The 26944-nt window shown below is 73.9% G+C and carries 28 protein-coding genes and 1 riboswitch; of the genes, 15 read left to right on the top strand and 13 right to left on the bottom strand.

Annotation, left to right across the window (positions count from 1 at the left end):
* Window position 1: 1 nt before the first annotated feature.
* The 7 genes from ACLQ2N_RS18530 to ACLQ2N_RS18500 all read right to left on the bottom strand — a co-directional run bounded on the left by ACLQ2N_RS18530 (window position 2) and on the right by ACLQ2N_RS18500 (window position 8445).
* Window positions 2-1372, bottom strand: coding sequence for a cobyrinate a,c-diamide synthase (locus ACLQ2N_RS18530; protein ID WP_425814336.1), 1371 nt, complete (start codon window positions 1370-1372; stop codon window positions 2-4).
* Window positions 1366-1965 carry a cob(I)yrinic acid a,c-diamide adenosyltransferase gene (cobO, locus tag ACLQ2N_RS18525; RefSeq protein ID WP_425814334.1) on the bottom strand — a complete coding sequence of 200 codons (600 nt, stop codon included), beginning with the start codon at window positions 1963-1965 and terminating at the stop codon, window positions 1366-1368. Before cobO ends, ACLQ2N_RS18530 begins: the two co-directional genes overlap by 7 nt.
* Window positions 1965-3977 (bottom strand): putative cobaltochelatase, encoded by a 2013-nt coding sequence (locus ACLQ2N_RS18520; RefSeq protein ID WP_425814332.1) that lies wholly within the window; start codon window positions 3975-3977, stop codon window positions 1965-1967. Before ACLQ2N_RS18520 ends, cobO begins: the two co-directional genes overlap by 1 nt.
* Window positions 3974-5527, bottom strand: a complete 1554-nt coding sequence (locus tag ACLQ2N_RS18515) for a cobyric acid synthase (RefSeq protein ID WP_425814330.1) — start codon at window positions 5525-5527, stop codon at window positions 3974-3976. Before ACLQ2N_RS18515 ends, ACLQ2N_RS18520 begins: the two co-directional genes overlap by 4 nt.
* The gene (locus tag ACLQ2N_RS18510; RefSeq protein ID WP_425814328.1) at window positions 5524-6513 is read right to left on the bottom strand and encodes a cobalamin biosynthesis protein; all 990 of its coding nucleotides are present in this window, start codon (window positions 6511-6513) and stop codon (window positions 5524-5526) included. Before ACLQ2N_RS18510 ends, ACLQ2N_RS18515 begins: the two co-directional genes overlap by 4 nt.
* A 123-nt stretch (window positions 6514-6636) precedes the next feature.
* Window positions 6637-6762, bottom strand: a riboswitch (cobalamin riboswitch).
* Window positions 6763-6907: 145 nt separating this feature from the next.
* Window positions 6908-7141: a hypothetical protein gene (locus ACLQ2N_RS18505; RefSeq protein ID WP_425814326.1), complete on the bottom strand. Its 234-nt coding sequence runs from the start codon at window positions 7139-7141 to the stop codon at window positions 6908-6910.
* A 32-nt stretch (window positions 7142-7173) separates the two neighbouring features.
* Window positions 7174-8445: an inorganic phosphate transporter gene (locus tag ACLQ2N_RS18500; RefSeq protein WP_425814324.1), complete on the bottom strand. Its 1272-nt coding sequence runs from the start codon at window positions 8443-8445 to the stop codon at window positions 7174-7176.
* Window positions 8446-8588: 143 nt separating this feature from the next.
* Here ACLQ2N_RS18500 and ACLQ2N_RS18495 point away from each other — a divergent pair, with 143 nt between their 5' ends.
* From ACLQ2N_RS18495 to ACLQ2N_RS18470, 6 genes are all read left to right on the top strand, one after another.
* On the top strand, window positions 8589-9269 hold the full coding sequence (locus ACLQ2N_RS18495; RefSeq protein WP_425814322.1) for a class II aldolase/adducin family protein: 681 nt from the start codon (window positions 8589-8591) through the stop codon (window positions 9267-9269).
* A 69-nt stretch (window positions 9270-9338) separates the two neighbouring features.
* Window positions 9339-10466: an alpha/beta hydrolase gene (locus tag ACLQ2N_RS18490; protein ID WP_425814320.1), complete on the top strand. Its 1128-nt coding sequence runs from the start codon at window positions 9339-9341 to the stop codon at window positions 10464-10466.
* A gap of 183 nt (window positions 10467-10649) precedes the next feature.
* The gene (locus ACLQ2N_RS18485) at window positions 10650-11951 is read left to right on the top strand and encodes a hypothetical protein (protein ID WP_425815003.1); all 1302 of its coding nucleotides are present in this window, start codon (window positions 10650-10652) and stop codon (window positions 11949-11951) included.
* A 197-nt stretch (window positions 11952-12148) separates the two neighbouring features.
* Entirely contained in the window at window positions 12149-13747 is a 1599-nt protein-coding gene (locus ACLQ2N_RS18480) for an ABC-F family ATP-binding cassette domain-containing protein (RefSeq protein WP_425814318.1), read from the top strand.
* Window positions 13748-14066: 319 nt separating this feature from the next.
* Complete coding sequence (locus ACLQ2N_RS18475; RefSeq protein WP_018518904.1) at window positions 14067-14288, top strand: helix-turn-helix domain-containing protein; 222 nt, start codon at window positions 14067-14069, stop codon at window positions 14286-14288.
* Between the two features lie 151 nt (window positions 14289-14439).
* A complete protein-coding gene (locus ACLQ2N_RS18470) occupies window positions 14440-15231 on the top strand; it encodes an enoyl-CoA hydratase/isomerase family protein (RefSeq protein ID WP_425814314.1) in 792 nt (263 codons plus the stop codon).
* 60 nt (window positions 15232-15291) lie between these two features.
* On the opposite strand, the gene ACLQ2N_RS18465 is transcribed toward ACLQ2N_RS18470, so the two are convergent.
* Window positions 15292-16002 (bottom strand): hypothetical protein, encoded by a 711-nt coding sequence (locus ACLQ2N_RS18465; RefSeq protein WP_425814312.1) that lies wholly within the window; start codon window positions 16000-16002, stop codon window positions 15292-15294.
* Between the two features lie 93 nt (window positions 16003-16095).
* On the opposite strand from ACLQ2N_RS18465, the gene ACLQ2N_RS18460 reads away from it, so the two are divergent.
* From ACLQ2N_RS18460 to amaP, 5 genes are read left to right on the top strand one after another with little or no spacing between them, the layout of a single operon-like run.
* The gene (locus tag ACLQ2N_RS18460) at window positions 16096-16578 is read left to right on the top strand and encodes an Asp23/Gls24 family envelope stress response protein (RefSeq protein WP_425814310.1); all 483 of its coding nucleotides are present in this window, start codon (window positions 16096-16098) and stop codon (window positions 16576-16578) included.
* Between the two features lie 53 nt (window positions 16579-16631).
* Entirely contained in the window at window positions 16632-16823 is a 192-nt protein-coding gene (locus ACLQ2N_RS18455) for a hypothetical protein (protein ID WP_143624117.1), read from the top strand.
* Window positions 16820-17182, top strand: coding sequence for an Asp23/Gls24 family envelope stress response protein (locus tag ACLQ2N_RS18450; protein WP_425814308.1), 363 nt, complete (start codon window positions 16820-16822; stop codon window positions 17180-17182). The genes ACLQ2N_RS18455 and ACLQ2N_RS18450 overlap by 4 nt, the downstream gene beginning before the upstream one ends.
* Complete coding sequence (locus ACLQ2N_RS18445) at window positions 17179-17865, top strand: DUF6286 domain-containing protein (RefSeq protein ID WP_425814306.1); 687 nt, start codon at window positions 17179-17181, stop codon at window positions 17863-17865. Before ACLQ2N_RS18450 ends, ACLQ2N_RS18445 begins: the two co-directional genes overlap by 4 nt.
* The gene (gene amaP, locus ACLQ2N_RS18440; RefSeq protein ID WP_425814304.1) at window positions 17862-18449 is read left to right on the top strand and encodes an alkaline shock response membrane anchor protein AmaP; all 588 of its coding nucleotides are present in this window, start codon (window positions 17862-17864) and stop codon (window positions 18447-18449) included. Before ACLQ2N_RS18445 ends, amaP begins: the two co-directional genes overlap by 4 nt.
* A 58-nt stretch (window positions 18450-18507) precedes the next feature.
* On the opposite strand, the gene ACLQ2N_RS18435 is transcribed toward amaP, so the two are convergent.
* The 5 genes from ACLQ2N_RS18435 to ACLQ2N_RS18415 all read right to left on the bottom strand — a co-directional run bounded on the left by ACLQ2N_RS18435 (window position 18508) and on the right by ACLQ2N_RS18415 (window position 23345).
* Window positions 18508-19263 (bottom strand): SDR family oxidoreductase, encoded by a 756-nt coding sequence (locus ACLQ2N_RS18435; RefSeq protein ID WP_425814302.1) that lies wholly within the window; start codon window positions 19261-19263, stop codon window positions 18508-18510.
* A 4-nt stretch (window positions 19264-19267) separates the two neighbouring features.
* Entirely contained in the window at window positions 19268-21094 is a 1827-nt protein-coding gene (locus tag ACLQ2N_RS18430) for a glycoside hydrolase family 15 protein (RefSeq protein WP_425814300.1), read from the bottom strand.
* Window positions 21095-21156: 62 nt separating this feature from the next.
* Complete coding sequence (locus ACLQ2N_RS18425) at window positions 21157-21969, bottom strand: SURF1 family protein (protein ID WP_425814298.1); 813 nt, start codon at window positions 21967-21969, stop codon at window positions 21157-21159.
* Between the two features lie 71 nt (window positions 21970-22040).
* Entirely contained in the window at window positions 22041-22274 is a 234-nt protein-coding gene (locus tag ACLQ2N_RS18420) for a hypothetical protein (protein ID WP_026171732.1), read from the bottom strand.
* Window positions 22275-22337: 63 nt separating this feature from the next.
* On the bottom strand, window positions 22338-23345 hold the full coding sequence (locus tag ACLQ2N_RS18415; protein ID WP_425814295.1) for a DEDDh family exonuclease: 1008 nt from the start codon (window positions 23343-23345) through the stop codon (window positions 22338-22340).
* Window positions 23346-23427: 82 nt separating this feature from the next.
* Between ACLQ2N_RS18415 and ACLQ2N_RS18410 the strand changes: the two genes are divergently transcribed.
* The 4 genes from ACLQ2N_RS18410 to ACLQ2N_RS18395 all read left to right on the top strand — a co-directional run bounded on the left by ACLQ2N_RS18410 (window position 23428) and on the right by ACLQ2N_RS18395 (window position 26890).
* Window positions 23428-24141, top strand: a complete 714-nt coding sequence (locus ACLQ2N_RS18410) for a VIT1/CCC1 transporter family protein (RefSeq protein ID WP_425814294.1) — start codon at window positions 23428-23430, stop codon at window positions 24139-24141.
* Between the two features lie 128 nt (window positions 24142-24269).
* Complete coding sequence (locus tag ACLQ2N_RS18405; protein WP_425814292.1) at window positions 24270-25169, top strand: sterol desaturase family protein; 900 nt, start codon at window positions 24270-24272, stop codon at window positions 25167-25169.
* On the top strand, window positions 25166-25825 hold the full coding sequence (locus ACLQ2N_RS18400) for a lysoplasmalogenase (RefSeq protein ID WP_425814290.1): 660 nt from the start codon (window positions 25166-25168) through the stop codon (window positions 25823-25825). Before ACLQ2N_RS18405 ends, ACLQ2N_RS18400 begins: the two co-directional genes overlap by 4 nt.
* 21 nt (window positions 25826-25846) lie before the next feature.
* Window positions 25847-26890, top strand: coding sequence for a zinc-dependent alcohol dehydrogenase family protein (locus tag ACLQ2N_RS18395; protein ID WP_425814288.1), 1044 nt, complete (start codon window positions 25847-25849; stop codon window positions 26888-26890).
* The last annotated feature ends 54 nt before the right edge of the window (window positions 26891-26944 follow it).

Here is a 26944-nt window from a genome sequence, read left to right as displayed (position 1 = left end):
TTCACCCCCGGCACCGCTCGACGAAGCGTGCGGCGGTGCCGGGCGACGCGGCCCAGTGGGTGTGCAGGTAGCTCGCGTGTACGTTGCCCCGGACGAACCCCTCCACGCGCCGCTCGGGCCGGTGCATGCCCCAGGCGGGCTCGTCGCCCGCACCGGGCTCGATGACGGTCCGGTGGAACTCGTGCCCCCGCATCCGGGCCCCGGCGGGCGCCAGCACGTTGTCGGTGAGCGCCACGGCGTCCCGGTAGCCGAGCGTCAGCCGCTTGGTCATCCGCGCGCCGGCGTCGAGCACCCCGCACATCGGCAGCCCGTCCAACGACCGCGCCAGATACAGCAACCCGGCGCACTCGGCGGCCACCGGCGCCCCCGACAGCGCCGCCTCGGCCACGTCCTTCCGCAACGCTTCGTTGGCCGACAGCTCGGGCGCGTACACCTCGGGGAACCCGCCCCCGATGACCACGCCCCGGGTCCCCGGCGGCAACGCCTCGTCCCGCAGCGGATCAAAGGCCACGACGTCGGCCCCCGCGGCGGCGAGCAACTCGGTGTTCTCCGCGTACGAGAAGGTGAAAGCGGCCCCACCGGCGACGGCGACGAGGGGGCGCCCGTCCGTCCGCCCCTCAGGCATGCCTTCCGGCGCCACCGCCTCATCGGCGGACCACCCCCCACCGGGCAACGCGGGCGCGGACCGGGCCAGCGCCAGCAACCCCTCCAGGTCGCACCCAGCGGCCACCTGCCCCGCCATCGCCGCGACAGCGGCCACCGCGTCGGACCGCCGCTCCGCCACCGGCACCAGCCCCAGATGCCGCGACGGCACAGCAACCCCCTCCACCCGCCGGAGCACCCCCAGCACCGGCACCCCCGACTCCTCCAACGCCTCCCGCAACAGCGCCTCGTGCCGGTCGGACCCCACCTTGTTCAGGATCACCCCGCCGATCCGCACCTCCGCGTCCCAGGACGCGAACCCGTGCACCAGCGCCGCCACCGACCGCGACTGCGAGGACGCGTCCACGACGAGCACCACCGGCGCCCGCAGCAGCTTCGCCACATGCGCGGTGGACGCCAGCTCGCCGAGCCCCGAGGCGCCGTCGTACAGCCCCATCACGCCCTCGACGACGGCCAGCCCGCACCCCCGCGCGCCGTGCGCGAACAGCGGAGCGATCAGCTCGGGCCCGGACATGTACGCGTCGAGGTTGCGTCCGGGGCGCCCCGTCGCGAGCGTGTGGAAGCCGGGGTCGATGTAGTCGGGGCCCACCTTGTGCCCGGACACGGCGAGCCCGCGCGCGGCGAACGCGGCCATCAGCCCGGTGGCGACGGTGGTCTTGCCGCTCCCGGACGAGGGCGCGGCGACGACCAGGCGGGGGATGTTCACCACTCGATGCCCCTCTGGCCCTTCTGCCCGGCGTCCATCGGGTGCTTGACCTTCGACATCTCCGTGACCAGGTCCGCCGCCTCCAGCAGCGCGGCGGGCGCGTTGCGGCCGGTGATCACCACGTGCTGCGTGCCGGGGCGGTCGCGCAGCACCGAGACGACCTCGTCGGTGTCGATCCACCCCCAGTGCAGGGGATAGGCGAACTCGTCCAGCACGTACAGCCGGTACGTCTCGGCGGCCAGGTCGCGCTTGACCTGCTCCCAGCCCTCGCGGGCCTTCGCCTCGTTGTCCGTCTGGTCGTCGCGCTGGACCCAGGACCAGCCCTCGCCCATCTTGTGCCAGGCGACGGAACCGCCCTCGCCGCTCGCGCCGAGTACCTTCAGGGCGTTCTCCTCGCCGACCTTCCACTTCGCCGACTTGACGAACTGGAAGACCCCGATGGGCCACCCCTGGTTCCAGGCGCGCAGCGCGAGCCCGAAGGCCGCGGTCGACTTCCCCTTGCCGATGCCGGTGTGCACCATCAGCAGCGGCCGGTTGCGCCGCTGCCGGGTGGTGAGTCCGTCGTCCGGCACGCTCTCCGGCTGTCCCTGCGGCATTACGCGACCCTCCTGTCGGTGTGCCCGCGGCCCGCGCCCCGGACGTCCTTGACCAGCCCGGCGATCGACTCGGCGCGCAGCTCGTCCAGCGTGACGGCGGTGCCGCCCAGCCGGGCCGCGAGATCCGCCGCGAGCCCCAGCCGTACCGGACCCGCCTCGCAGTCCACGACGACCGACGCCGTGCCCTCGGCCGCGTGCAGCCGGGCGGCCCGCGCGGCCAGCGCCACCGGGTCCGGCCCGCCGGTCGCCCGCCCGTCCGTCACCACGACCAGCAGGGGCCGCCGGGACGGGTCGCGCAGCCGCTCCACCCGCAGCACGTCGTGCGCCTTCAGCAGCCCGGCGGCCACCGGGGTGCGCCCGCCCGTCGGCAGCGATGCGAGCCGGGCCGCCGCCGCGTCCACCGACGAGGTCGGCGGCAGCGCCACCTCCGCGCCCCGGCCCCGGAAGGTGACGAGACCGACCTTGTCGCGCCGCTGGTAGGCGTCCATCAGCAGGGACAGCACCGCGCCCTTCACGGCGCCCATGCGCTGCCGGGCGGCCATCGACCCGGAGGCGTCCACGACGAACAGCACGAGGTTGCCCTCGCGCCCCTCCCGCGTCGCCTGCCGCAGGTCGTCCCGCCGCACCACGAGCCCCCGGCCGGACCGGCCCCGTGCCCGCTGGTGCGGGGCGGCGGCCAGGACCGTCGCCGCCAGATGCAGCTTCGTCAGCGCGCCCTCGGGCCGCCGCGCGCCCGTCGTCCGCCCGTGCTCGGTGCGCGCCCGGGACCGCCGCCCCGCCGCGCCCTCGCCGAGACCGGGCACGCTCAGCATCTTCGTACGGAACGGCTCACCGGCCCGTACGGGCTGCTGCTCGCCGCCCTGCCCGGGCAAGGGGACCCCGGGCGTGTCGTCCGCCCCGTCGGCGGGCGCGGGCGGCGTGTCGGGCCCGTCCCCCTGGGGCGGAAGGCCCCCGCCGCCCCCGCCGCCACCAGGCCCGTCCGGCTCCGGCTCGTCGTCCCCGCCGCCGTTCTGCTCCAGCGTGTCGTCCAGTTTGTCCTCGTCGAGGCCCGGCGCGTCGAAGGGATTCCGCCTGCGCCGGTGGGGGAGCGCGAGCAGCGCCGCCTGCCGGACGTCCTCGGCACCTACGTCGGTGCGCCCCGCCCACGCGGCCAGCGCGGTCGCGGTCCTGGCCATGACGATGTCCGCGCGCATCCCGTCGACCTCGAAGGCCGCGCAGGTCGCCGCGATCTGCCGCAACGCCTTGTCGCCGAGCACCACGTCGGGCAACAGCGCCCGCGCGGCCGTGATCCGGTCCCGCAACTCCGCTTCCTCGCCGGCCCAGCGCGCCGCGAAGGCCGCCGGGTCGTCCTCGTAGGCGAGCCGCCGCCGCACCACCTCCACCCGCTGGTCCGTCTCCCGGGACGCCGCGACCTCGACGGTCAGCCCGAACCGGTCGAGCAGTTGGGGGCGCAGCTCGCCCTCTTCCGGGTTCATCGTCCCGACGAGCAGGAACCGCGCCGCGTGCCGTACGGAGACGCCCTCGCGCTCCACGTACGAGGCCCCCATGGCCGCGGCGTCCAGCAAGAGGTCGACCAGATGGTCGTGGAGGAGGTTGACCTCGTCCACGTACAGGATTCCGCGGTGCGCGTCCGCGAGCAGCCCCGGTTCGAAGGCTTTGACGCCCTCCGCGAGGGCCCGTTCGATGTCGAGCGCCCCGACGAGCCGGTCCTCGGAGGCGCCGACCGGCAGCTCCACGGTCCGCGCCGCCCGCGACACGCCGGAGACGTCCTCGTGCGGGCCGTCCGGACACGCCGGATCGGGCGCGGCGGGGTCGCACGAGAAGCGGCACCCCGGCACGACGGGGACCTCCGGCATCAGCGCGGCCAGCGCGCGTACGGCGGTCGACTTGGCGGTGCCCTTCTCGCCGCGGACCAGGACCCCGCCCACGGCCGGGCTGACCGCGTTGAGCAGCAGCCCGAGCCGCAGGTCGTCCTGGCCGACGATGGCGGTGAAGGGGTAAGGCGTACTCACAGGGCCTCCTTGACGGGGGTGGCGGGCGCTCCCGGCGGGATGAACGGCAGACCGGACGGCGCGCCCGACTCGATGAGCCGCCACAGCGCGTCGGTGTCCGCGTGTTCCTCGATCAGGTCGCCGAGGCGGTCGAGCTGTTCCTCGCGCAGGCCGGCGAAGCAGGTGTCGGGCGCGGGCACGAAGCGGCGGCCGGTGAGCCGGGCGACCTCGGCCAGGAAGAGGCGGCGGAAGGCGTCGCTCTCCAGCGAACCGTGCCAGTGGGTGCCCCAGACGGCACCGGACCGGCAGCCGTCCAGCGGGGTGCCCCGGCCGTCCGTCAGGAACGGCTCCCCGCCGCCCACTTCGGCGACGCCGTGATGGATCTCGTACCCCTCGACGGGCGCGCCGAGCGCCTGGCCGGACGGCCGGGCGAGGGTCTTCTCGCGGTCGAAGCGGACGCGCACGGGCAGCAGGCCGAGCGCGTCGACCCGCCCGGCGCGCGACTCGACCTCGTCCTCGATGTGCTCCCCGAGGATCTGGTAGCCGCCGCAGATGCCGAGCACCGGCCGGCCCTCGGCGGCGCGCCGCCGCAGCGCGTCGGCGAGCCCGCGTTCGCGCAGCCAGGCGAGCGCCTTCACGGTGCCCCGGGTGCCCGGCACGATGACGAGGTCGGCGTCGGCCAGCTCCTCGGCCCGGTCCACGAACCGCACGACGACGCCCGGTTCGGCGGCCAGCGCGTCCACGTCCGTGAAGTTCGACATCAGCGGGATGGCGCACACGGCGACGCGCAGGACGTCCTCGCCGTGCGGCGGGGCGACCGCCGACTCGCGTACGGTGCCGCGCAGCGACACCCGCAGGCCGTCCTCCTCGTCGATGCCGAGCCCGTGAGCGAAGGGCAGCACCCCGTATGCGGGACGGCCCGTCAGGTCGCGCAGCATGTCCAGGCCCGGTTCCAGCAGCGAGACGTCGCCCCGGAACTTGTTGACCAGATACCCCGCGATCAGCTCCTGGTCCTCGGGCGCGAGCAGCGCGGTCGTGCCGAAGAAGGAGGCGAAGACCCCGCCCCGGTCGATGTCCCCGACCACCACGACCGGAAAGCGCGCGGCCCGGGCGATGCCCATGTTCACGATGTCCGTACGCCGCAGGTTGATCTCGGCGGGTGAGCCGGCGCCCTCGCAGATCACCGCGTCGTACGTGCTCCGCAGCTGCTCCAGGCAGTCCGTGACGGTGGACAGCAGCTGTTCCTGCCGTCCGCCGTGGTAGCCGCGGGCGCTCATCTCGCCGACCGGCCGCCCCATCAGGACGACCTGGCTGGAGCGGTCGCCGCCGGGCTTGAGCAGCACCGGGTTCATCAGGGCGGTCGGTTCGACGCGGGCGGCCTGGGCCTGCATCGCCTGGGCCCGGCCGATCTCGGCGCCCTCGCGGGTGACGAAGGAGTTCAGTGACATGTTCTGCGCCTTGAACGGGGCGACCTTCACCCCCCGGCGCACCAGCCAGCGGCAGATGCCCGCCGTGACGACGCTCTTGCCCGCGTCCGACGTGGTTCCGGCGACCAGCAGTCCGCCGCTCATATCGTTCTCCGTCCTTGAGGTCTCCCGGTCCGTCCCGCGATCCGGCGCGCGACCGCCCCCGCGCCCAGCCGGGCGGCCACGCCGACGCCGAGGGCGAGCACGCCCACCCGGCGCGAGAGCCGCACGGCGCGCTCGATGTCCCCGGTCTCCACGGCACGGCCCGCCTCCCCGTTGAGCACGGGCCGGTGCTCGACGCGCCCCCCGTACGCGAGGGTCCCGCCCAGCCGTACGCCGAGCGCCCCGGCGAACGCCGCCTCCACGGGCCCCGCATTGGGACTCGGGTGCTTCGCGGCATCGGCCCGCCAGGCCCGTACCGCCTCCCGGGGGCGGCCGCCGGAGGCCACGGCGAGCAGGGCGGTGAGCCGGGCTCCGGGCCAGCCGGCGAGGTCGTCCAGCCGGGCGGATGCCCAGCCGTACCGCAGGTAACGGGGCGACTTGTGGCCGACCATCGCGTCGAGCGTGTTGGCGGCGCGGAAGCCGACGAGCCCGGGGACCCCGGCGAGGGCGCCCCAGACGAGGGCGCCGACCACGGCGTCCGAGGTGTTCTCGGCGACGGACTCCACCACGGCACGCGCGATCCCGGGGCCGTCCAGCGCCTGTGGGTCGCGCCCGCACAGGTGGGGCAGCCGCTCCCGGGCCGACTCGATGTCGCCGGCGGCGAGCGCCCCGCCGATGGCCCGGGCCTCGCGCCCCAGCGACGTACCGCCGACGACGAACCAGGTGGCGGCGGCGGTCAGGGCCACGGAGGCGACGGGACGGCGGCGCAGGGCGCGGGCGGCGAGCGCGGCGCTCCCGGCGGCGCCCCCCGCGCAGATCAGGGTGTGCAGGGCGCCCCGGCCGCGATGGTCGCGCCAGAGCCGGTCCTCGACGGCCGCGGCGGCCCGCCCGAAGGCGGCGACCGGGTGCCCCCTGCGGGGGTCACCGAGCAGCAGGTCGGCGATCAGGCCGGCGGTGGCGCCGTACGCGTAGATGCGATCGGCACGCACGGTTCAGCCGACCGCACCCGAGGCTGCCGACAGAGGGCGTGGGGAGAAGGTCGCACGGCAGCCGGGCATGGCGGTATGTCCTCACTCAGGGTCCGCGCCCTGGTTCGACGTGACGGCGACGAGAGTCTCCTGGCTTCCGGATCGGCGGGACCCCGGTCTTCCAGCCCGCTCGCGCGGGCCGTGACGTGCGGTGGGGGACCGCTCCCCGGTGACAGTGGCGGGACCGCGCCGGATTCGCACCGGCTTCCTCTGCTGTCGCCGTAATGGCTCCGGCAGTCCACCACGCCCCGCGAACGCCCGTCAACTCGCCGTTGACCTGCGGCGGCACGGTGGGGGCGGACGCACATCGGGCCGGACGCGCACGAGGTGCGTCCGGCCCGGGGGAGGCGGTGCGTCAGGCGACGATCAGATAGATCCCGTACGCGACCGCCGCCGCGCACAGCCCGAAGCAGACGTACGCCCCGGCGCGCGCCAGCAGGAGCGAGGAGCCCGCCGGACCGCCCCCGGCAGCCGGCTCCGGCTGCTTGGAGAGGCCGACGATGCCGAGCGTGAAGAGGCCCACCAGGGCGACGGTGGTGACGAGGGAGACGCCGAAGACGGTGCCCAGAGCTGCCCAGTCGATGTTCATACGGGGTGTCCTTACCGGAGTACCGGGGTCTGTCAGACCGTGGCGGGTCGGGCCGGATCGGCGGCGACGGGACCGGCGGGCGCCGGAATGGTGGCGGCGAGGTCGTGCGCCTGGGCCGCGGTGGGCGGCGGGCTCACGGCCGCGATGGCCTGGGTGACGACACCCGCGGGCTCGGCCGGGGCGGCGTCCTCGGTGCCGGGCGCGACATCGCCGTGGCCGACGGGCGTGCGGCGCGAGAGCACCCAGATCGCCCCGGAACCGGCGACCAGGAGGGCCGCGACGACCACGACGCCCCAGGTGCCCTGCTTCGTCAGGAACTCCGCACCCGCGCCGACCAGACCGGCCGCCGGCAGGGTCAGGCCCCAGGCGACGAACATCCGGGTGGCGGTGGACCAGCGGACCACACCCCCGGCCCGGCCGAGGCCCGCGCCCATCACGGCCCCGGAGCAGGACTGCGTGGTGGAGAGGGAGAAGCCGAGGTGCGAGGAGGCCAGGATGACGGTGGCCGCGCTGGTCTGGGCGGCGAAGCCCTGCGGGGGCTTCAGTTCGGTCAGGCCGCTGCCCATGGTGCGGATGATGCGCCAGCCGCCGAGGTACGTGCCGAGCGCGATGGCCAGGCCGGCGCTGACGATGACCCAGACCGGCGGGTTGGAGCCGGGGGAGAGGACGCCGCCGGTGACCAGGGCGAGAGTGATGATGCCCATGGTCTTCTGCGCGTCGTTGGTGCCGTGGGCGAGCGAGACGAGCCCGGCCGAGGCGATCTGGCCGGCCCGGTAGCCCTTGGCGGTGGCCTTCTCCTGGGCGTCGTTCCGGATCTTCCCGCCGATCCGGTACGTGAGCCGGGTGGCCAGGAGCGCGGCCACGCCGGCCACGATCGGGGCGGCGACGGCGGGCAGCAGCACCTTGGTGACGACGGTGCCCCCGTTGACCGACGACCAGCCGGCGGACATCACCGCGGCGCCGATGAGGCCGCCGAACAGTGCGTGGGAGGAGCTGGACGGGAGCCCGACCAGCCAGGTCAGAAGATTCCACAGGATGGCGCCGACGAGCGCCGCGAAGATGACCTCGGTTCTGAGGCCGTCCTCGTTGACGATCCCGCCGGAGATCGTCTTGGCGACCTCCACGGACAGGAACGCGCCGACCAGATTCAGAACGGCGGACATCGCGACCGCCGTCTTGGGTTTGAGTGCGCCGGTCGAGATGGTCGTGGCCATCGCGTTGGCGGTGTCGTGGAAACCGTTCGTGAAATCGAACACTAGAGCTGTCACGATCACTATCGCGAGCAGCAGCGTGATGTGTTCCATTTACCCAGGCAATCGTTCGACGTCATTGGCACGTGGAACGTAGGCAACTTGAGTGAACGGAAGATGAACTGAGCAGGACGCTGCGGTGACCCCCGGAGCGGTGGCCGGGCGGCGCCCGGGGCGGGGCCGGAAAGGATCTTCGTATGAGTGACCGAGAGCACGACGCGATCGCCCGGGGATGGGAGGCGGTCGTCGCCGCGGCGCGCCGCACGGCGGCCGAGGGCCTGGTCGTCGGAACCTCCGGAAACGTCTCGCTGCGGATCGGCGACACGGTGCTGGTCACCCCCAGCGCAGTGGCGTACGACCAGCTGGGCCCCGAGGACCTGACCGGCGTCGATCCGGAAGGCAACCAGACCTTCGGGACACTCGCTCCCACCAGCGAACTTCCCCTCCACCTCGCCGTCTACCGGAACACTGACGCGAAGGCCGTCGTGCACACCCACGCGGTCCACGCCACGGCCGTCTCCACCCTGGTCACGGAGGTCCCCCCGGTCCACTACGCCGCCGCGATGCTCGGCGGCACGGTCCGCGTCGCCCCCTACGCCCGGTACGGCACCCCCGAACTGGCCGCGAACATGCTCACCGCCCTGCGCGACCGCACCGGCTGCCTGCTCGCCAACCACGGCACCGTCACGTACGGCGCCACCCTCGACGAGGCGTACGACCGCACCGCCCAGCTCGAATGGCTCTGCCACGTCTGGCTCACCGCGAGCGCCGTACCCGGCCGTACCCCGGCCCTGCTCTCGGAGGACCAGCTGGGCGAGGTCCGGGAGGCGCTCAAGGGGTACGGGCAACAAGGCCGAGGCGGCGCCGGACGGCGTTGAAGCGACACGGGCGGTACCGGACGGCCCTGCCCACTGGCATCGCGCCGCCCCGGCCACGACACTGTGGGGGTGCGCCCGGTTACCGCGACGGCAGCGGCCGTCACCACACTCATCGGCGCCGGCGCGGCAGCGGTCGCGGCCGGCCGGTTCGCGGGCGACGTCGCCCTCAGGACGCCGCCCGGACGACCGCTCCCCGCCGACCGCGAACTCACCGTCCACGCGACGGCCGCCGGGCAGGTCACCCTGACCCGGTCCCTCACCTCGCTGCGCCCCGGCACGTACGGGCTGGCCGGCAAGGACGTCCACGCCGTCGTCGGCCCCGTGCTCGACCGCGCCCACCAGGCCGCCGACACCGTCGTGCGCCGGCTGGAACGCGTCGACCACGGCGTCCTCGCCCCCGGCGACAAGGTCCGGCTCACGCCCCAGGTGTACAGCGGCGACCCCGGCAGCGCGCTCGGCCTGGCCTTCCGGGAGGTGCGGATCCCCGGCGAGCTGGGCGAACTGCCCGCCTGGCACGTCCCGGCGCCCCGCCGCACCTGGGTCATCACCGTGCACGGCATCGGCGCCACCCGCGAGCACCCCCTCAACCTCCTGGAGTTCCTGCACGGCCGGCAGCTGCCCGTGCTCGACCTCGCCTACCGCGGCGACCCGGGCGCCCCCCGCTCCCCGGACGGGCTCGGCCACCTCGGCGAGTCCGAGTGGCGCGACCTGGACGCGGCGATCCGCTTCGCCGTTCGCAACGGCGCCGAGCAGGTCATCCTGTACGGCTGGTCCACCGGCGCGTCCATGGCGCTGCACGCCTGCGCGGGCTCCGCGCTCCGCGACAGGATCACCGGCCTCGTCCTCGACTCGCCCGTCCTGGACTGGACCGACACCCTGCGCGGCCTCGCCGCGGCACGCGGGGTCCCCGGCGCGCTGCTGCCCCTGGCCGTGCGCGCCGCCCAGGGGCAGACCGGACTGCACGGCACCGGACTCCTGGACACCTCGGTCCCGGTGACCCTGCACGTCCCCACGCTCGTCTTCCACGGTCCCGACGACACCCTGGCCCCCTGGATCCACTCCCGCCGGCTCGCCGCCGCCCGCCCCGACCTCGTCTCCCTGCACACCGTGGACCGCGCTCCGCATGCGGCGATGTGGAACGCCGACCCGGCCCACTACGAGGAGACCCTGCGCCGCTTCCTCACGCCCCTGATGTGAGGTGATGCGCCGGTTCGGCCGATTGGTCCCGGCCGGTGCGCGCCCCGTCAACGCCGGTGACCCGGGTTCCGTTTGGGCTTTCGGGCCGTCAGGGGCAAGACTGCTCCCGTGACGTCCCGTACCCCGCGCGACTCCAGGCTGCGTCTTGTCCGCCCGCGACCCCTCGCCACCGCCCGAAGGGCCGTGACCACTCGGCGCACCAGGCCCGCGCCGCGCCCGCCCGAGGGCACCCCGCCCCGGGCGGAGCTGGCCCGCCAGGCCAGGACGGTCCTCGCCGACGCCGTACGGATCGCCCGCTGGGCGGCCGACGGGGCGGCCCCCGGCACCACACCCCCGGCCACCCTCGAACACGCCGCCGCCGCGCTGGACATCTCCCCGGAGCGAGTGCGCTCCGGCTGGGACCGGGCCCGGCTGGCCGGACTGGTCGAACTCCACGGCGACACCGCACGGCCCGGCTGGCGGCTGCGCGCCTGGGACCGGGACGACTCTGCGGTGCTGCGCGGCTGGGTGGCCCTCTTCGACGCCTGGTCGCTCGTCCACCCCGCGCCCCGGGGCGTCGAGTCCACCGCCGTCGCCGAGGCCGTCGAGGCGGTGCCCCAGGTCCTCTCGCTGCTCCAGCTCTCGGCCGGGCCCGTCACCGTGCCCGCCCTCCTCGACCTCCTCGGCCAGCGCGTCGCGGAACTCCACGAAGAACGCTGCGAGGTGCCGTACGGCCCCGAGCCGCTGCCCGCCCCCGCCGAACCGGCGCCCACCGCCCACCCGCCGGCCCTCGTCGCCCGCCTGCTCGACTGGGCCCTGGAGGGCCTGGCCGACGTCGGGGCGCTCACCCTCGGCGCGGGCCAGGCCACGCTGACGCCGCTCGGCAACTGGGCGGTCTGGGTCAAGCTGGAGCAGATCTGCGTCGCCGCCCAGAGCCCCGCCGGCAACATCGAGCAGGCCGCCGCCGACATGCTCCTCGGCTGCGCCCGCCTCACCCCCGGACCCGCCCGCGCCGAATACCGCGCCTGGCTGGCCGCCCGCCCCGTCGGCAGCGCCGTCGCCGAACTCCTCGACGTCGCCCGCGGCGAGGACGCCCTCCTGCGGGGCCTCGCCTTCGAGGCCCTGCGCGTCGTCGGAGCCCCCGCGGAGCCCGAGGTCCGGGCCGTCCGGACCGACCCGTCGCTGCGCCCGTACGCGCTGCTCTGGCTCGCCGAGTACGACGGCGCGGACCCCGAGGACGCCCAGGAGGTCCTCAGCCGCGAGGAGGCCACGTGGCTCTGGGTCGACACGGCGGCGGCGGTCGCGGACCACGGTGAGACGGGCCTCCTGGTCCGCCACCTCGACTCGGCGGTCCAGGGCACGGTCCCGGCCCTGCTGGACGAGGTCCGGGCCGTCGGCCACCCCCGCACGGTGCAGGTCCTGGTGGCCCTGGCCGCGGCCCACCCGGACCCGGCGCTGGCGAAGGCGGTCCGCAAGGCGGCGTTCCAGGTCCACACGGGCGCGTGACCCGGGCCGCCGCCGGCCTCGCCGGCGCGTGAGGCGTGCTGCCCGGGGCCGTGACCCGGGCAGCGGGAAAGTCGTTGGACACCGCCAGTAGACTGGTTTCCATGGCAGTTCTCCTTGTGCGTGTGCGTGAGTAGCGGCGTCGATCCGTCACCACCCGTCGTTCCTCCGCCCTTCCTTCCGCCCAGGAGTACCTTCCCGTGATCACCGCCTCCGGCATCGAGCTGCGCGCCGGCGCCCGTCTGCTCATCGAATCCGCCAGCTTCCGCATCGCCAAGGGCGACCGCATCGGCCTCGTCGGCCGCAACGGAGCGGGCAAGACTACCCTCACCAAGTGCCTCGCGGGCGAGGGGACCCCCGCCGCCGGCACCATCACCCGCTCCGGTGAGGTGGGCTACCTCCCGCAGGACCCGCGCACCGGCGACCTCGACGTCCTGGCCAGGGACCGGGTGCTCTCCGCGCGCGGCCTGGACGAGATCCTGCGCAAGATGCGGGAGAACGAGGACCGGATGGCGAACGGCAAGGGCGCCACCCGCGAGAAGGCGATGAAGAAGTACGAGCGCCTGGAGACGGAGTTCCTCACCAAGGGCGGTTACGCCGCCGAGGCCGAGGCCGCCACCATCGCCGCCGCGCTCAGCCTGCCCGACCGCGTGCTCGGCCAGCCGCTGCACACCCTCTCCGGCGGTCAGCGCCGCCGCGTCGAACTGGCCCGCATCCTCTTCTCGGACGCCGACACGCTGCTCCTGGACGAGCCGACCAACCACCTCGACGCGGACTCGATCGTCTGGCTGCGCGACTACCTCAAGACCTACCGCGGCGGCTTCGTCGTGATCTCCCACGACGTGGAGCTGGTCGAGACGGTCGTCAACAAGGTCTTCTACCTGGACGCCAACCGCTCCCAGATCGACGTCTACAACATGGGCTGGAAGCTCTACCAGCAGCAGCGCGAGGCCGACGAGAAGCGCCGCAAGCGCGAGCGCCAGAACGCCGAGAAGAAGGCCGCCGCCCTCAACGCGCAGGCGGACAAGATGCGCGCCAAGGCGACCAAGACGGTCGCCGCGCAGAACATGGCCAAGCGCGCCGACCGGCTGCTGTCCGGCCTGGACGAGGTCCGGGTCGCCGACAAGGTCGCCAAGCTGCGCTTCCCCGACCCCTCGCCGTGCGGCAAGACGCCCCTGATGGCGGAGGGGCTCTCCAAGTCCTACGGCTCGCTGGAGATCTTCACCGACGTCGACCTGGCCATCGACAAGGGCTCCCGCGTCGTCATCCTCGGCCTCAACGGCGCCGGCAAGACCACGCTGCTGCGGCTGCTCGGCGGCGCCGAGCAGCCCGACACCGGCCGCGTCGTGGAGGGCCACGGGCTCAAGCTGGGCTACTACGCCCAGGAGCACGAGACCCTGGACCCGGACCGCACGGTCCTGGAGAACATGCGCTCCGCCGCGCCCGACCTGGACCTCGTCGCCGTCCGCAAGACGCTCGGCTCGTTCCTCTTCTCCGGTGACGACGTGGACAAGCCGGCCGGGGTGCTCTCCGGCGGCGAGAAGACCCGCCTGGCCCTGGCGACGCTGGTCGTCTCCTCCGCCAACGTGCTCCTGCTCGACGAGCCCACCAACAACCTGGACCCGGCCAGCCGTGAGGAGATCCTCGGGGCGCTGCGCACGTACAAGGGCGCGGTCGTCCTGGTCACGCACGACGAGGGCGCGGTCGAGGCCCTGCAGCCCGAGCGGATCATCCTGCTCCCGGACGGGATCGAGGACCTGTGGGGCGCGGACTACCGGGACCTGGTCGCGCTGGCCTGATCCCCGGGACCGGATCATTCGGCCTACTCGTGATCCGTCATCTGTGTGAGCAGGTCTCGTACCTCGGCGCGGCGCCCGGCAGATAGCTGCCGGGCGCACCCATTTACGCCCCCCGGCCCGTGCGGGCCCTGACCTGGACGTTCCTTCCCCGGCACCCGCACGACACCGCGCGCAGCCCGCTGGAATGAAGCATTCCGGTCGCACGGGCGCACTCCCGGGGCGCGAATCCGGTCGCAGAGACCTTGCCGAATGGGTGGCCAGGAAGCGTCCGAGGGGTGATCATGAGAGTCCAGAGCGCACTTCCCACGAGGAGGCACGGGTGGCCGAGACTCTGAAGAAGGGCAGCCGGGTGACCGGCGCCGCGCGCGACAAGCTCGCGGCAGACCTGAAGAAGAAGTACGACTCCGGTGCGAGCATCCGGGCGCTGGCCGAGGAAACGGGCCGCTCCTACGGATTCGTCCACCGGATGCTCAGCGAATCCGGAGTGACGCTCCGCGGACGCGGCGGCGCCACACGAGGCAAGAAGGCCGCGACGGCCTGACGGCCGACAGCGGATCGGGGCACGTCACAGGACGGCTCCGGAGGTCCCTGGTTCCGGGTGTGCCCACCCGGTCGGCCGCAGGGTCGATCCGGTGGTTACTGTTCAGTCACTTAGCTTGATGTGCTGACTGCACCCGAACCGGAGGCCCCGTATGACCTCGCTCGACTCCGTGCTCGACCAGGACGGCGTACGACTCACCGTCGACGACGCGGTTGCCACGGTGACCCTCACCAATCCGGCCAAGCGCAACGCCCAGTCTCCCGCTCTGTGGCGGGCGTTGACGGAGGCCGGACGGGCTCTGCCCGGCAGCGTGCGGGTCGTCGTGCTGCGCGCCGAAGGCGTGTCGTTCTCCGCCGGGCTCGACCGCCAGGCGTTCACCCCCGAGGGATTCGACGGTGAGCCGTCGTTCCTCGACATGGGGCGCGGCCCGGAGGCCGATCTCGACGCGCTGATCGCCGGGTACCAGGAGGCGTTCACCTGGTGGCGCCGCAACGACATCGTGTCGATCGCGGCCGTCCAGGGCCACGCCATCGGTGCGGGCTTCCAGCTCGCCCTCGCCTGTGACCTGCGCATCGTCGCCGACGACGTGCAGTTCGCCATGCGCGAGACCAGTCTCGGCCTGGTGCCCGACCTCACCGGCACGCATCCTCTGGTGCACCTCGTCGGGTACGCCCGCGCGCTGGAGATCTGCGCCACCGGCCGCTATGTCCACGCCGAGGAGGCGGAGCGCACCGGCCTGGCCAACCTCGTCGTACCCGCCGCCGAGCTCGAAGGCGCCGCGCGCGACCTGGCGGGCGCCCTGCTGGCCGCCCCGCGCGACGCCGTCATCGAGACCAAGGCCCTGCTGGGCGGCGCCGTCTCGCGTACGTACGAGGAGCAGCGCGCCGCCGAACGGGCCGCGCAGGGCCGCCGCCTCCGCGACCTGGCGGGTGCCCTCGGCTGACGTACGGGCGGGCCCGGCGGGAGCCGTGACGTCCCCCGCCGGCCCGCCCCGGACCAGGGCTCAGTCCGTCGTGCCGTCCTCCGCGACCGCCGTGACCAGCACCGCGACCGGAGGCCGCCCCTCGGCCGCCTCCGTCACCGCCTCCCGCACGGCGCGGGCCACGTCCAGCGCGCGGTGACCGCTCTCCGTCGCCAGCTCGACGCGCACATGGTCCTCGGCCGTCCGCACCGCCGGGCCCAGCACTCCGGTCAGCGCCGCCACCCCGGCCACCGAGGCGGCGGCCCGCCCCGCGGCGTTCTCCGCGTCCACCGGGCGCACCTCCGCCGGCTCCGGCTCCACCCGTTCGGGCGAGCCGTCGAGCAGCCCCGTCACCCGCAGGTCCACCTCGGACACCACCAGGCCGAGCCGGCGCGCGGCGGCCGACAGAAGTGCCGCGCGCAACGCGTCGGCGGCTGCGGGCAGGGGCCGGTCGGCCGTCGTGGTCATCGTCGCCTCGATTCGTAGGGGACCCGGCGGTAGCGCGCTCGGGGGCGGGGGTACCTGCGGGGCGGGGGCCGACTCCGGGTCGGCCACGGCGATCCGCAGCTCACCGAGGACCGGACCGGGGTCCGGACCCGACACCGCCCGGCGCAGCACCGCGACCGCCGCCCGCTCCGCGATCCAGGCGCCGTCCGCCGGGCCGCCCAAAGGGAGCAGCCGGCCCAGCGAGAGCCGTTGCCGTACCGCAGCCGTCCACGCATGGGCCCTGTGCGGGCCGTCAGCCGTCGTCATGGCCACCAGACTGCCGTATTCGCGGCGCGAGTCAGGGCAAGCGCCCTTAATGTGGGCAAAGTAGTCAAATCTGTCCCGAAGGGAAGAGTGGCGATGACCGAGACCCCACAGCGGAACCGGCCCGAGAACTCCGACGGCAACACCTCGGGCGGCAGCAGCCTGACCAAGCGCGGCGGAGGCGACCCCGGCACCCGCGGCCGTACGACGATCGCCGACGGAGTGGTCGAGAAGATCGCCGGAATGGCAGCACGCGACGTCGTCGGGGTGCACGCCATGGGCAGCGGCCTGTCCCGCACATTCGGCGCGGTCCGCGACCGGGTCCCCGGTGGCTCCAAGTCCGTCACCCGGGGCGTCAAGGCAGAGGTCGGCGAGACCCAGACCGCACTGGACCTGGAGATCGTCGTGGACTACGGCGTGTCGATCTCCGACGTCGCCCGCGATGTACGGGAGAACGTCGTCGCGGCCGTCGAGCGCATGACGGGCCTCGAGGTGGTCGAGGTCAACATCGCCGTCAGCGACGTGAAGCTGCCCGACGAGGACGACGATGACGACGAGTCCGAGTCCCGCGTCCAGTAGTCCCGGCGTCCCCGAGCGGTTGAGGAGCACACGATGCGGTTGAGGAGCACACGATGAGCATGGCTGTGGCCGGTCTGCTGGCCGGCATGGCGCTCGGTTTCGCCGGGTACTTCGGCGGCTTCGGAGCCTTTGTGCTGGTGGCCGCCCTCGGAGCGGTCGGCTTCGTCGCCGGCCGCTTCTTCGACGGCGACCTGGAACCCGGCGACTTCTTCCGCAGTCGCGAGCGCGGCGACCGACGGCGGTGACGGCGGTGTCGGGGGCGAGCGGCCCGGTCTCGGCCGGGGAGCGGGGAGAGACGCGGATCGCCGACCGGGTGGTCGCGAAGATCGCCGCGCAGGCGGCCAAGGAGGCGGTCGACGCGACCCCGAAGGAAGCGGCGGCGCCGCGTGCCACGGTCACCGTGCACCGTGACACCGCCCGCGTACGGGTGAGTCTGGAGCTGGGATATCCCGCTGACATCGGCCACCAGTGCGGTGCCGTGCGTCGGCGGGTCGCCGAGCGGGTAAAGGCGTTGGCGGGGATGGAGGTGCCCGAAGTGGCCGTCCAGGTCGAACGCCTGCATCCCACCGGAGCGAGCCTGGCGGCACAGGGGAGGATTCGATGACCGAGCCCCACGACCCGGACGACGGCACGCGGCGACCGCCCGAGGCCGGGACGGTGGAACACGGCAGTGTCCTCGCCCTCGACCAGTCGGCCTCCTCCGCGGCCTACGAACCCGCGCCCGACAAGGAACGGCCCCAAGGCGGCGCGGGGCGCTTCTGGGCCGCCCGCCGCATCCCCGCCGGCATCGTCGCCGCCGTGGTCCTCGGCGCGAGCGGCCTGCTCCTCTACGACGTGGCGGCGGTCCGCGCCGGCCACTCCGCGATGCGGTGGCGCCGTACCCTGGCGGACGAGCTCGCGACGCGGAAGCTCGACGACGTCTGGGTGCTGACCGGCGCGTCCGTCGCGGCGGCCCTCGGGCTCTGGCTGCTGCTCCTCGCGCTCACGCCCGGGCTGCGCGACCTACTGCCGATGCGCCGCGAACACACCGACGTGCGCGCCGCGCTCGACCGGACGGCGGCGGCCATGGTGCTGCGCGACCGGGCCGTCGAAGTGGCCGGCGTTCAGTCGGTCCGGGTCCGCATGGGCCGGAGGAAGGTGGGAGTGCGCGCCGTCTCGCACTTCCGGGAACTCGACGACGTACGGGCCGACCTGGACACCGTGCTCTCCACAGGCATCCGGGAACTCGGACTCGCCAGGCCGCCGAGCCTGTCGGTCCATGTCCGCCGGCCGGCGAAGAAGGGGTGAGCGGCGTGCTCAGGACCGTCAACCGGGTACTGCTGGGCCTGGCCGGACTCGTGCTGGTCTGCGTGGGCGGCGGGGTGCTCGCCGCGGCGGCGGGCCTCTCCGTGCCGTCCTGGTGGCCGTGGTACGGCAAGAACGACGTCCTGCTCAGCGAGGCGGACCGGGACCGCTGGCGCTCCGAGGGCTGGTGGTGGCCGACGGTCATCGCGGTCCTCGCCGTCCTCGTGGTCCTCGCCCTGTGGTGGCTGCTGGCCCAGTTCCGCCGCTCCCGCCTGAACGAGGTGCTGGTGGACAGCGGCGACGGCGAGGGCGCCCTGCTGCGCGGCCGCGCTCTGGAGGGCGTGCTCGCCGATGAGGCGAGCGCCCTGGACGGCGTCGCCCGCGCCCAGGTCACCCTGACCGGCAAGCGCTCCACCCCGGCCGCCCGGGTCCGGCTGCTGATGGAGCCGCACGCCGCGCCCGACGAGGCGCTGGGGAGGCTGAGCGACGAGGCGCTGGCCCACGCAAGGGACTCCGCGGGGCTGTCCCGGCTGCCCGCCGAGGTCCGGCTCAAGGCCGTCAAGCACCGGGCGGCACGGGTGAGCTGACGGACGGGGCGGCGGCGCGGGGTTCGCGCCGCCGCCCCGTCATGTCACCGCGCGCGGCTCAGAAGCCGTGCCGGTGGCCGCCGTCGACCGGCACCATGATGCCCGTCAGGTACGAGGCGGCGGGGGACAGCAGGAACGCGGCCGTGCGGCCGAACTCCTCCGGAGTGCCGTAGCGGCGCAGCGGGATGTTCGACTCGTTGGCGGTACGCGCGGCCTCCGCGTCGCCCGACAGCGCGTCCAGCTCCCGCACCCGGTCCGTGTCGATCCGGGCCGGCAGCAGGCCCACGACCCGGATGCCGCGCGGGCCCAGCTCGTCGGCCATCGACTTGGCGACGCCGGCCAGGCCGGGGCGCAGCCCGTTGGAGATGGTCAGCCCGGGAATCGGCTCGTGGACGGAGCCGGAGAGCACGAAGCCGATGACCCCGCCCTCGCCGAGCGCCGCGGCGGCCGCCCTGGCCAGCCGTACCGCCCCCAGGAACACCGAGTCGAAGGCCGCCTGCCACTGCTCGTCGGTGTTGTCCGCGATTCCGCCCGGCGGCGGGCCGCCGACGCTGATGAGAATGCCGTCGAGCCGGCCCAGGCCCTCCCGGGCGGCCTCCACCAGCCGTTCGGCCGCCGCCGGGTCGGCGTTGTCGGCGGCGAGACCGACGGCGTCCGGGCCCAGGTCGGCGGCGGCCTGCTGGGCGCGCTTCTCGTCCCGGCCGGTGATGATCACCTTCGCGCCGTCCGCCACCAGGGCCCGCGCGGTGGCGTAGCCGAGCCCGCGCGTCGCTCCGGTGATGATGTACACACGGTCCTTCAGTCCAAGATCCATGGCCCTATCCTGCCGTGCCGCCCGGGCCCGTGTCCTCGGCGGCCCGCTCCTCCGCGGGCTGCGCCTCGGCCAGCGCCACCGCTGTACCGACCAGGCCGATATGGCTGAACGCCTGCGGGAAGTTGCCGAGCTGGCGTCCCGCCGCCGTGTCGTACTCCTCGGCCAGCAGGCCCACGTCGTTGCGCAGGGTGAGCAGCCGCTCGAAGAGCTCGGTGGCCTCCTCGGTGCGCCCGGTCAGCCGCAACGCGTCCGCCAGCCAGAACGAGCAGGCCAGGAACGCGCCCTCGCCGCCCGGCAGCCCGTCGATCGAGCCGCCGTCCGTGCTGTAGCGGCGCACCAGACCGCCGCTGCCCAGCTCCTCGCGCACCGCGTCCACCGTGCCGATCACCCGGGGGTCGTCCGGCGGCAGGAAGCCGGTCCGGGCGATCAGGAGCGTCGAGGCGTCCAGTTCCCGGGAGCCGTACGACTGGGTGAAGGTGTTGCGCACCGGGTCGTAGCCCTTCTCGCACACCTCCCGGTGCACGGCGTCCCGCATGGCCCGCCAGCGGTCCGCGTCCCCGGCCAGCGAGGGGTCGTCCTCCAGGCTGCGCACCGCCCGGTCGGCCGCGACCCAGGCCATCACCTTGGAGTGCACGAAGTGCCGCCGCTGCCCGCGGATCTCCCACAGGCCCTCGTCCGGTTCGCGCCAGGTGGACTCCAGGAACCCGAGCAGGCTGAGCTGGAGGCTCCAGGCGTGCGGCTTGTCGTCCAGACCCGCGTCCCGGGCCAGCCGGAGCGAGTCGATGACCTCCCCGTAGACGTCCAGCTGGCGCTGGCGCACCGCCGCGTTGCCGATGCGGACCGGGGCGGAGTTCTCGTAGCCGCGCAGCCACGGCAGCTCGGACTCGGGGAGCCTGCGCTCGCCGGCCAGCCCGTACATGATCTGGAGGTCGGCCGGGTCCCCGGCGACCGCGCGCAGCAGCCAGTCCCGCCAGGCGGCGGCCTCCTCCAGATAGCCGGCCGAGATCAGCGCGCCGAGGGTGAGCGTGGAGTCCCGCAGCCAGCAGAAGCGGTAGTCCCAGTTCCGTACACCGCCGATCTCCTCCGGGAGCGAGGTGGTCGGGGCCGCCACGATGCCCCCGGTCGGGCCGAAGGTCAGGGCCTTGAGGGTGATCAGCGAGCGGATCACGGCGTCCCGGTACGGCCCTTGGTACTTGCAGCGGGCGGACCACTCGGCCCAGTCGGTCAGGGTGTTCTCCAGCGCCTCGTAGGGGTCGACGCGCTGGGGCCGGGGCGAGTGCGAGGGGTGCCAGGTCAGGACGAAGGCCACCCTCTCGCCCTCGGAGACCGTGAAGGACGAACAGGTGGAGAACTGCTGGCCCCACGTCTTGACCGGCGGTTCGCTGCGCAGCCAGGCGGAGTCCGGCCCGGCGACGGCGACCCGGTGGCCGTCCGAGCGGCGCATCCACGGCACGATGGACCCGAAGTCGAAGCGCAGCCGGATCACGGACGACATCTCGACGGTGCCGCCGACCCCCTCGACGATCCGCATCACGTCCGGCTCCTTGTCGCGCTGCGGCATGAAGTCGATCACCTTGACGGTGCCGGTGCGCGTCTCCCAGTACGTCTCCAGGACCAGGGAGTCGCCCGCGTAGCCGCGCCGGGTGCAGGTGTCCGCGCCCTTCGGCGCGATCCGCCAGTGGCCGTTGTCCTCGTCGCCGAGCAGGGCGGCGAAGCAGGCGCCCGAGTCGAAGCGGGGGAGGCACAACCAGTCGACAGAACCGTTTTTGCCGACCAGGGCCGCGGTCTGGAGATCGCCGATGAGGGCGTAGTCCTCGATGCGTGGGGTCACGTTCAGGCGTCTTCCCGAACCCGGCCACCGTTAAGCGGACTGTGTGCCAGGAGAGGCGGGAGTCACCCCTGGGCCGGCTCGGGCTCCGGTTCCGGAGCCGCGTCCCCGGCAGCGGCGGCCGCCTCCGCGGCGGCGGCCCGGTCGCGCTTCTCGCGCCGGGCCAGGACCACGAAGCCCACCGGGACCCCGGCGGCGAACAGCCACCACTGCACGGCGTACGCCATGTGCGGGCCGATGGAGCTGTCGTCGGGGGCCTCGATCGGCTCGGGCGAGCCGTTCTTGGGCGCCGGGGCGGTCAGCTCGATATAGCCGCCGAGCACCGGGCGGTCGAGCAGCCGCGCCTGCTGGGCGCTGTTGATCAGCATCACCTGACGGTCCGGAAGGTCCGAGATGTCCTTGATGCCGCTCGCGCCGGTCGTCTCGTCGGCCTTGAGCCGTCCGGTGACGGTCACCTCGCCCTTCGGGGCGGCCGGTACGTCGGGGAAGGCGTGCTGGTCGTCGGCGGAGGGCACCCAGCCCCGGTTGACCAGCACCGTGCCGCCGCCCTTGAGGTCGAACGGGACCAGCACATGGACGCCGATGGAGCCGTCGGTGGCGGTCCTGCGGCGGACGACGACCTCGTGCTTCTCGTCAAAGGTCCCGGTGGCCTTCACGGTGCGCCAGTAGTCCGAGCGCGGAACGGTGTGGCCGGGGGAGGTGAGCGCGGACACGGCGACCGGGTCCGCCTTGAGATTGCGCGAGATCAGGGCGTTCTGCGCGACCTTGTGCTCGTGCCGGTGCAGCTGCCAGAAACCCAGCTCGATCATCGTGGGGATGAGGACGAGGGAGAGGAGGGCGAGGATCAGCCACTGCCGGGTCATCAGGAAGCGGTACACCCCACGACGGTACAACCGGCCGTGGGGTGTCTCGCGCACGGGGTGGCCGAAGGGGTGGCCGCCCCATGTCCTCAGACGCGGTCCACGATGCCCACCTTCCCCTCCGCGCGGGCGCAGTGCCCGCCGCAGAACCAGTGTCCGTCGACCTCGACCCCCTGGCCGATGACCTGGACCCGGCAGTGCTCGCAGATGGGCGCCATGCGGTGGATGGCGCAGGCGAAGCAGTCGAAGACGTGAACCGCTCCTTGAGCGTGGACTTCGAAGGACATCCCGTAGTCGTTTCCGCAGACCTCACAACGTGCCATGCGCCACAGGGTGGGACGCCCGAGCGGCGGCGCGCGGTCGCCGGGGCGGCGAGTCGCCCCGGTTCACTCCGATGACGGCGTGGGCGCCGGCACCTTCGCGACCGCCGGGGCGACGTCGCGCAGGAGGTGCGTGAAGGCGCTCTCGTCGAGGACCGGGGTGCCGTACGCCTTCGCCTTCACCGTCTTCGACGTCGCCGAGTCCGGGTCGTTGGTGACGAGCAGGCTGGTCAGTCGCGAGACGCTGGTCGCCACGTGCAGCCCGGCCTCCACCGCGCGGTCCTCCAGCAGTTCGCGGTCGACGGAGGTGTCCCCGGAGAACGCCACCCGCATGCCCTGCATGAGCGGTTTGTCCTTCTCGTACCGTCCCGGGTTCGGATACGGGCAGGCCGGTCGCTTCCGCGAGGCGCGCCAGCTGGTGTGTCCCCCGTACGAGCGGGAGGAGCCGGACCGCGGGGTCACCGGCGAGTGCGACCACTCGGTCAGCGGCCGGCACTCGAGGAGCGGCAGCCGCACCCCGCCGCGCGCCGCCGCGTGCAGGCTCGGGCGGAAGGCCTCGGCCAGCACCCGGGCGTCGTCCAGCGCGTGGTGCGCGTGCTGCTGGACCACGCCGAAGTGCTCCGCGAGGGACGCCAGCTTGTGGTTGGCCAGCGGCAGCCGGAGCTCCTTGGCCAGCGCGATGGTGCACAGCCGCTGCCGCACCGGCGCGGTGACCGAGGCCCGCGCGTACTCCCGCGCCAGCATCGACCAGTCGAAGGCGGCGTTGTGCGCGACGAGCACCCGGTCCGCGAGCCGTTCGGACAGCTCGGCGGCGATCTCCGGAAAGAGCGGCGCCCCCTCCAGCACGTCGCTCGTCAGCCCGTGGATCCAGACCGGCCCCGGATCGCGCTCCGGATTGACGAGCGTGTACCAGTGGTCCTCGACGTCGCCCCGCGCGTCCAGGCGGTAGACGGCAGCGGACACTATCCGGTCGTCCCGGGCGAGCCCGGTGGTCTCCACGTCGACGACCGCGTACCCCTGTGGGTAGGCGGCCGGCCATGGTGCTGCGGTCTGCGGGTCGTCGAGCATGGTCACAGAGAATACGGGCCGTGTCGGACAGTCCCCTATTCGGTGCGCGTGCGTGCCCGGTGGTGCCGCGAAGTGAGAGCATCCCGGGATGACGCAAGCGCCGGAGCACGACGAACCTCACGGTGCCGGGCTCGGTGCCCGGCTCAACTGGCTGCGGGCCGCCGTGCTCGGGGCGAACGACGGCGTCGTCTCCACCGCCGGGCTCGTCGTCGGTGTCGCCGGCGCCACCGACGACCGGGGCGCCCTCCTGACGGCCGGACTGGCCGGACTGCTCGCCGGGTCGCTGTCGATGGCGGCCGGGGAGTACGTCTCGGTGTCCACCCAGCGCGATTCGGAGAAGGCCGCCCTGGCCACCGAGAAGCGGGAGCTCCAGGAGACCCCCGAGGCGGAACTCGCCGAGCTGACCGGCCTTTTGGAGGGCAAGGGGCTGAGCCGCGACGTCGCCCGGGAGGCTGCCGTCCAGCTCACCGAGCGCGATGCGCTGCGCGCCCACGCGGAGGTCGAGCTCGGCATCGACCCGGACGACCTCACCAACCCCTGGCACGCGGCGGGCGCCAGCTTCCTCGCGTTCACCGTCGGCGCCCTGCTCCCGTTGCTCGCGATCGTGCTGCCCCCGGCCACCGCCCGGGTCCCGGTGACCGTGCTCGCCGTCCTCGCGGTGCTGGCCGTGACGGGCTGGTGGAGCGCCCGCCTGGGCGAGGCGGCGGCGGGCCCGGCGGTGCTGCGCAATATGGGCGGGGGAGCGGTGGCCATGGCGGTGACGTACGCGGCGGGGCATCTGCTGGGGGCGGCGGGGGTTTAGGGCCTCCACGCAGACGCCTGACGGCGCCCGCCCTGTCGGAAGGTGCCAAAGGATGCTGACAGCCGGTCTCACATACTTGTTGGTAACAACATCTGGCCCCCGGCCGGCCCCGGCCCTACCGTGCAGGCATGCCGACGAACCTGCCCGATGCAGTGCTCTGGTCCATACCGGCCTTCGTCCTGCTCACCGTCCTGGAAATGGCGCTGCACTACTTCCATCCCGACGAGGAAGCCGCCGGCTACGAGGCGAAGGACGCCGCCACCAGCATCACCATGGGGCTGGGCAGCCTGGTCTTCGACCTGCTGTGGAAAGTGCCCATCGTCGCCGTCTACACCGCGGTGTACGAGCTGACGCCGCTGCGCGTCCCGGTCCTGTGGTGGACGGTCCTGCTGATGCTGCTCGCCCAGGACTTCCTCTACTACTGGTCCCACCGGGGCCACCACGTCATCCGCATCCTGTGGGCCTGCCACGTGGTGCACCACTCCAGCGAGAAGTTCAACCTCTCCACCGCGCTGCGCCAGCCGTGGACCTCGCTGACCTCCTGGCCGTTCTACCTGCCGCTCATCGCGTGCGGGGTGCACCCGGCGGCGCTCGCGTTCTGCTCGTCGGCGAACCTCGTCTACCAGTTCTGGGTGCACACCGAGCGGATCGGCAAGCTGCCCCGGCCCTTCGAGTACGTGCTCAACACGCCCTCCCACCACCGGGTGCACCACGCCTCGCAGGGCGGCTACCTGGACCGCAACTTCGGCGGCATCCTCATCGTGTGGGACCGCTGGTTCGGCTCGTTCGCCCCGGAGGCGGAGCGACCGGTCTACGGGCTCACCAAGAACATCCACACGTACAACCCGCTGCGCGTCGCCACCCACGAGTACGCCGCCATCGCCCGCGACGTGCGCGCGGCGAGCGGCTGGGGCGAGCGGGCCGGGCGGATCTTCCGCGGCCCGGGCTGGCAGCCGGCCGAGGCCCGCACCGCCCTGGCGACCGCCCCCGCCCCCGTCGCCGCGCCCGCCCCGGAGGGCACCGCATGAGCGGGCGGTACGCCCGGCCCCTGCTCGCCGCCTTCCTCGTCGCGTGCGCCGTCGACCTCGTCGGCGTCCTCACCGGCCCCGCATGGCTCCACCTCGGCGCCAAGCCGCTCCTGATGCCGCTGCTCGCCGGGTACGCGTTCGCCCGGGGCGGACCGAGGCTCCTGATCGCGGCGCTGCTGTGCGGCTGGGCGGGCGATGTGTTCCTGCTGGCCGACTCCGACCTCGCCTTCCTCGTCGGGATGGCCGGGTTCGCCGCCGGGCACGTCTGCTACCTGGTGCTGTTCGGCCGGGCGCGCGGACCGCTGCTTCCGGCGCTCGCGTACGCCGTCGTGCTCACCGTGTTTCTCGCCCTGCTCTGGGACGGGCTGCCGGCCGGGCTGCGGATCCCGATGACGGGCTACAGCCTGCTGCTGGCCGCCATGGCGTACCGCTCCGGCGTCCTCGGCCGGTACGCGGCGACCGGCGGGGCCCTCTTCCTGCTCTCCGACGCGCTCATCGCCACCGGCATCGCGGACCGGCCGCAGCTCCCCGCCTCCGGCTTCTGGGTGATGCTCACGTACGTCGCCGCGCAGCTCCTGCTCACCCTGGGTGCGCTGGGCCCTGTCCGGCGGGAAGCCGGCCCGGGGGCGTACCGTGAAAGGAGTATCAGCATCTGAGATCAGCAAGGACCCCCACGCATGCGCGCCACCGTTATCCACGCCCCCCACGACATCCGCGTGGAGGAGGTGCCCGACCCGGTGATCCAGCAGCCCACCGATGTGGTGCTGAGGGTCCTGCGGGCCTGCATCTGCGGCAGCGACCTGTGGGCCTACCGGGGTGAATCCGCGCGGCAGCCGGGTCAGCGCATCGGCCACGAGTTCCTGGGGATCGTCGAGGAGGCCGGGCCCGAGGTGCGCGGCTTCTCCGCCGGGGACCTCGTCGTCGCCCCGTTCGTCTGGTCCGACGGCAGGTGCGCGTACTGCGCCGAAGGGCTCACCACCTCCTGCCCGCAGGGCGGCTTCTGGGGCTCGGTGGGCTCCGACGGCGGGCAGGGCGAGGCCGTCCGCGTTCCCTTCGCCGACGGCACCCTGGTCGCCCTGCCCGCCGCCGCGGCCTCCGACGACCGGCTGCTCACCGGCCTGCTGGCCCTCTCCGACGTGCTCGGCACCGGCCACCACGCGGCGGTCGGCGCGGGCGTTCGGGCCGGCTCGACCGTCGCCGTCGTCGGGGACGGGGCCGTCGGGCTGTGCGGCGTGATGGCCGCCAAGCGGCTCGGCGCCGAGCGGATCATCGCGCTCGGCCGGCACCCGGCGCGCACGGACATCGCCCGGGACTTCGGCGCCACCGACGTCGTCGCCGAGCGCGGCGACGCGGCGGTCGCGGCGGTACGGGAACTGCTCGGCGGCGAGGGCGCGCACTGCGTGATCGAGGCCGTGGGCACCGAGCAGTCGATGCGCACCGCCGTCGGCATCACCCGGGACGGCGGGGCGATCGGCTACGTCGGCGTCCCGCACGGCAGCGGCACCGGACTCGACCTCGGCGACATGTTCAACCGGAACATCGCCCTGCGCGGCGGTGTCGCCCCCGTGCGCACGTACATCCCGGAGCTGCTGCCCGACGTGCTGGACGGCACCATCGACCCCTCGCCCGTCTTCGACCTGTCCGTCGGGCTCGACGACGTGCCGGCCGGCTACAAGGCGATGGACGGGCGCACCTCGCTCAAGGTCCTCATCACGCCGTGAATCGCCCGTGATCCGGCGGTCCGGGGGCCGCCGCGCGCAGCCCCCGGACCCCGG

Origin of the sequence: Streptomyces sp. DT224 (genome assembly GCF_049844595.1) — a bacterium.
Taxonomy (GTDB): Bacteria; Actinomycetota; Actinomycetes; order Streptomycetales; family Streptomycetaceae; genus Streptomyces.
The sequence above is the reverse complement of the archived record's forward strand: the minus strand, read 5'-3'. Positions and strand labels throughout refer to the sequence as shown.

Excerpts from the sequence above, each read along its gene's own strand:
- ACLQ2N_RS18465 (WP_425814312.1), bottom strand. The coding sequence starts at position 16,002 with ATGACGACGGCTGACGGCCCGCACAGGGCCCATGCGTGGACGGCTGCG.
- ACLQ2N_RS18405 (WP_425814292.1), top strand. The coding sequence starts at position 24,270 with ATGCCGACGAACCTGCCCGATGCAGTGCTCTGGTCCATACCGGCCTTC.
- ACLQ2N_RS18455 (WP_143624117.1), top strand. The coding sequence starts at position 16,632 with ATGAGCATGGCTGTGGCCGGTCTGCTGGCCGGCATGGCGCTCGGTTTC.
- ACLQ2N_RS18435 (WP_425814302.1), bottom strand. The coding sequence starts at position 19,263 with ATGGATCTTGGACTGAAGGACCGTGTGTACATCATCACCGGAGCGACG.
- ACLQ2N_RS18500 (WP_425814324.1), bottom strand. The coding sequence starts at position 8,445 with ATGGAACACATCACGCTGCTGCTCGCGATAGTGATCGTGACAGCTCTA.
- ACLQ2N_RS18505 (WP_425814326.1), bottom strand. The coding sequence starts at position 7,141 with ATGAACATCGACTGGGCAGCTCTGGGCACCGTCTTCGGCGTCTCCCTC.
- ACLQ2N_RS18445 (WP_425814306.1), top strand. The coding sequence starts at position 17,179 with ATGACCGAGCCCCACGACCCGGACGACGGCACGCGGCGACCGCCCGAG.
- ACLQ2N_RS18470 (WP_425814314.1), top strand. The coding sequence starts at position 14,440 with ATGACCTCGCTCGACTCCGTGCTCGACCAGGACGGCGTACGACTCACC.
- ACLQ2N_RS18420 (WP_026171732.1), bottom strand. The coding sequence starts at position 22,274 with ATGGCACGTTGTGAGGTCTGCGGAAACGACTACGGGATGTCCTTCGAA.
- ACLQ2N_RS18395 (WP_425814288.1), top strand. The coding sequence starts at position 25,847 with ATGCGCGCCACCGTTATCCACGCCCCCCACGACATCCGCGTGGAGGAG.
- ACLQ2N_RS18515 (WP_425814330.1), bottom strand. The coding sequence starts at position 5,527 with ATGAGCGGCGGACTGCTGGTCGCCGGAACCACGTCGGACGCGGGCAAG.
- ACLQ2N_RS18410 (WP_425814294.1), top strand. The coding sequence starts at position 23,428 with ATGACGCAAGCGCCGGAGCACGACGAACCTCACGGTGCCGGGCTCGGT.
- ACLQ2N_RS18460 (WP_425814310.1), top strand. The coding sequence starts at position 16,096 with ATGACCGAGACCCCACAGCGGAACCGGCCCGAGAACTCCGACGGCAAC.
- ACLQ2N_RS18495 (WP_425814322.1), top strand. The coding sequence starts at position 8,589 with ATGAGTGACCGAGAGCACGACGCGATCGCCCGGGGATGGGAGGCGGTC.
- ACLQ2N_RS18400 (WP_425814290.1), top strand. The coding sequence starts at position 25,166 with ATGAGCGGGCGGTACGCCCGGCCCCTGCTCGCCGCCTTCCTCGTCGCG.
- cobO (WP_425814334.1), bottom strand. The coding sequence starts at position 1,965 with ATGCCGCAGGGACAGCCGGAGAGCGTGCCGGACGACGGACTCACCACC.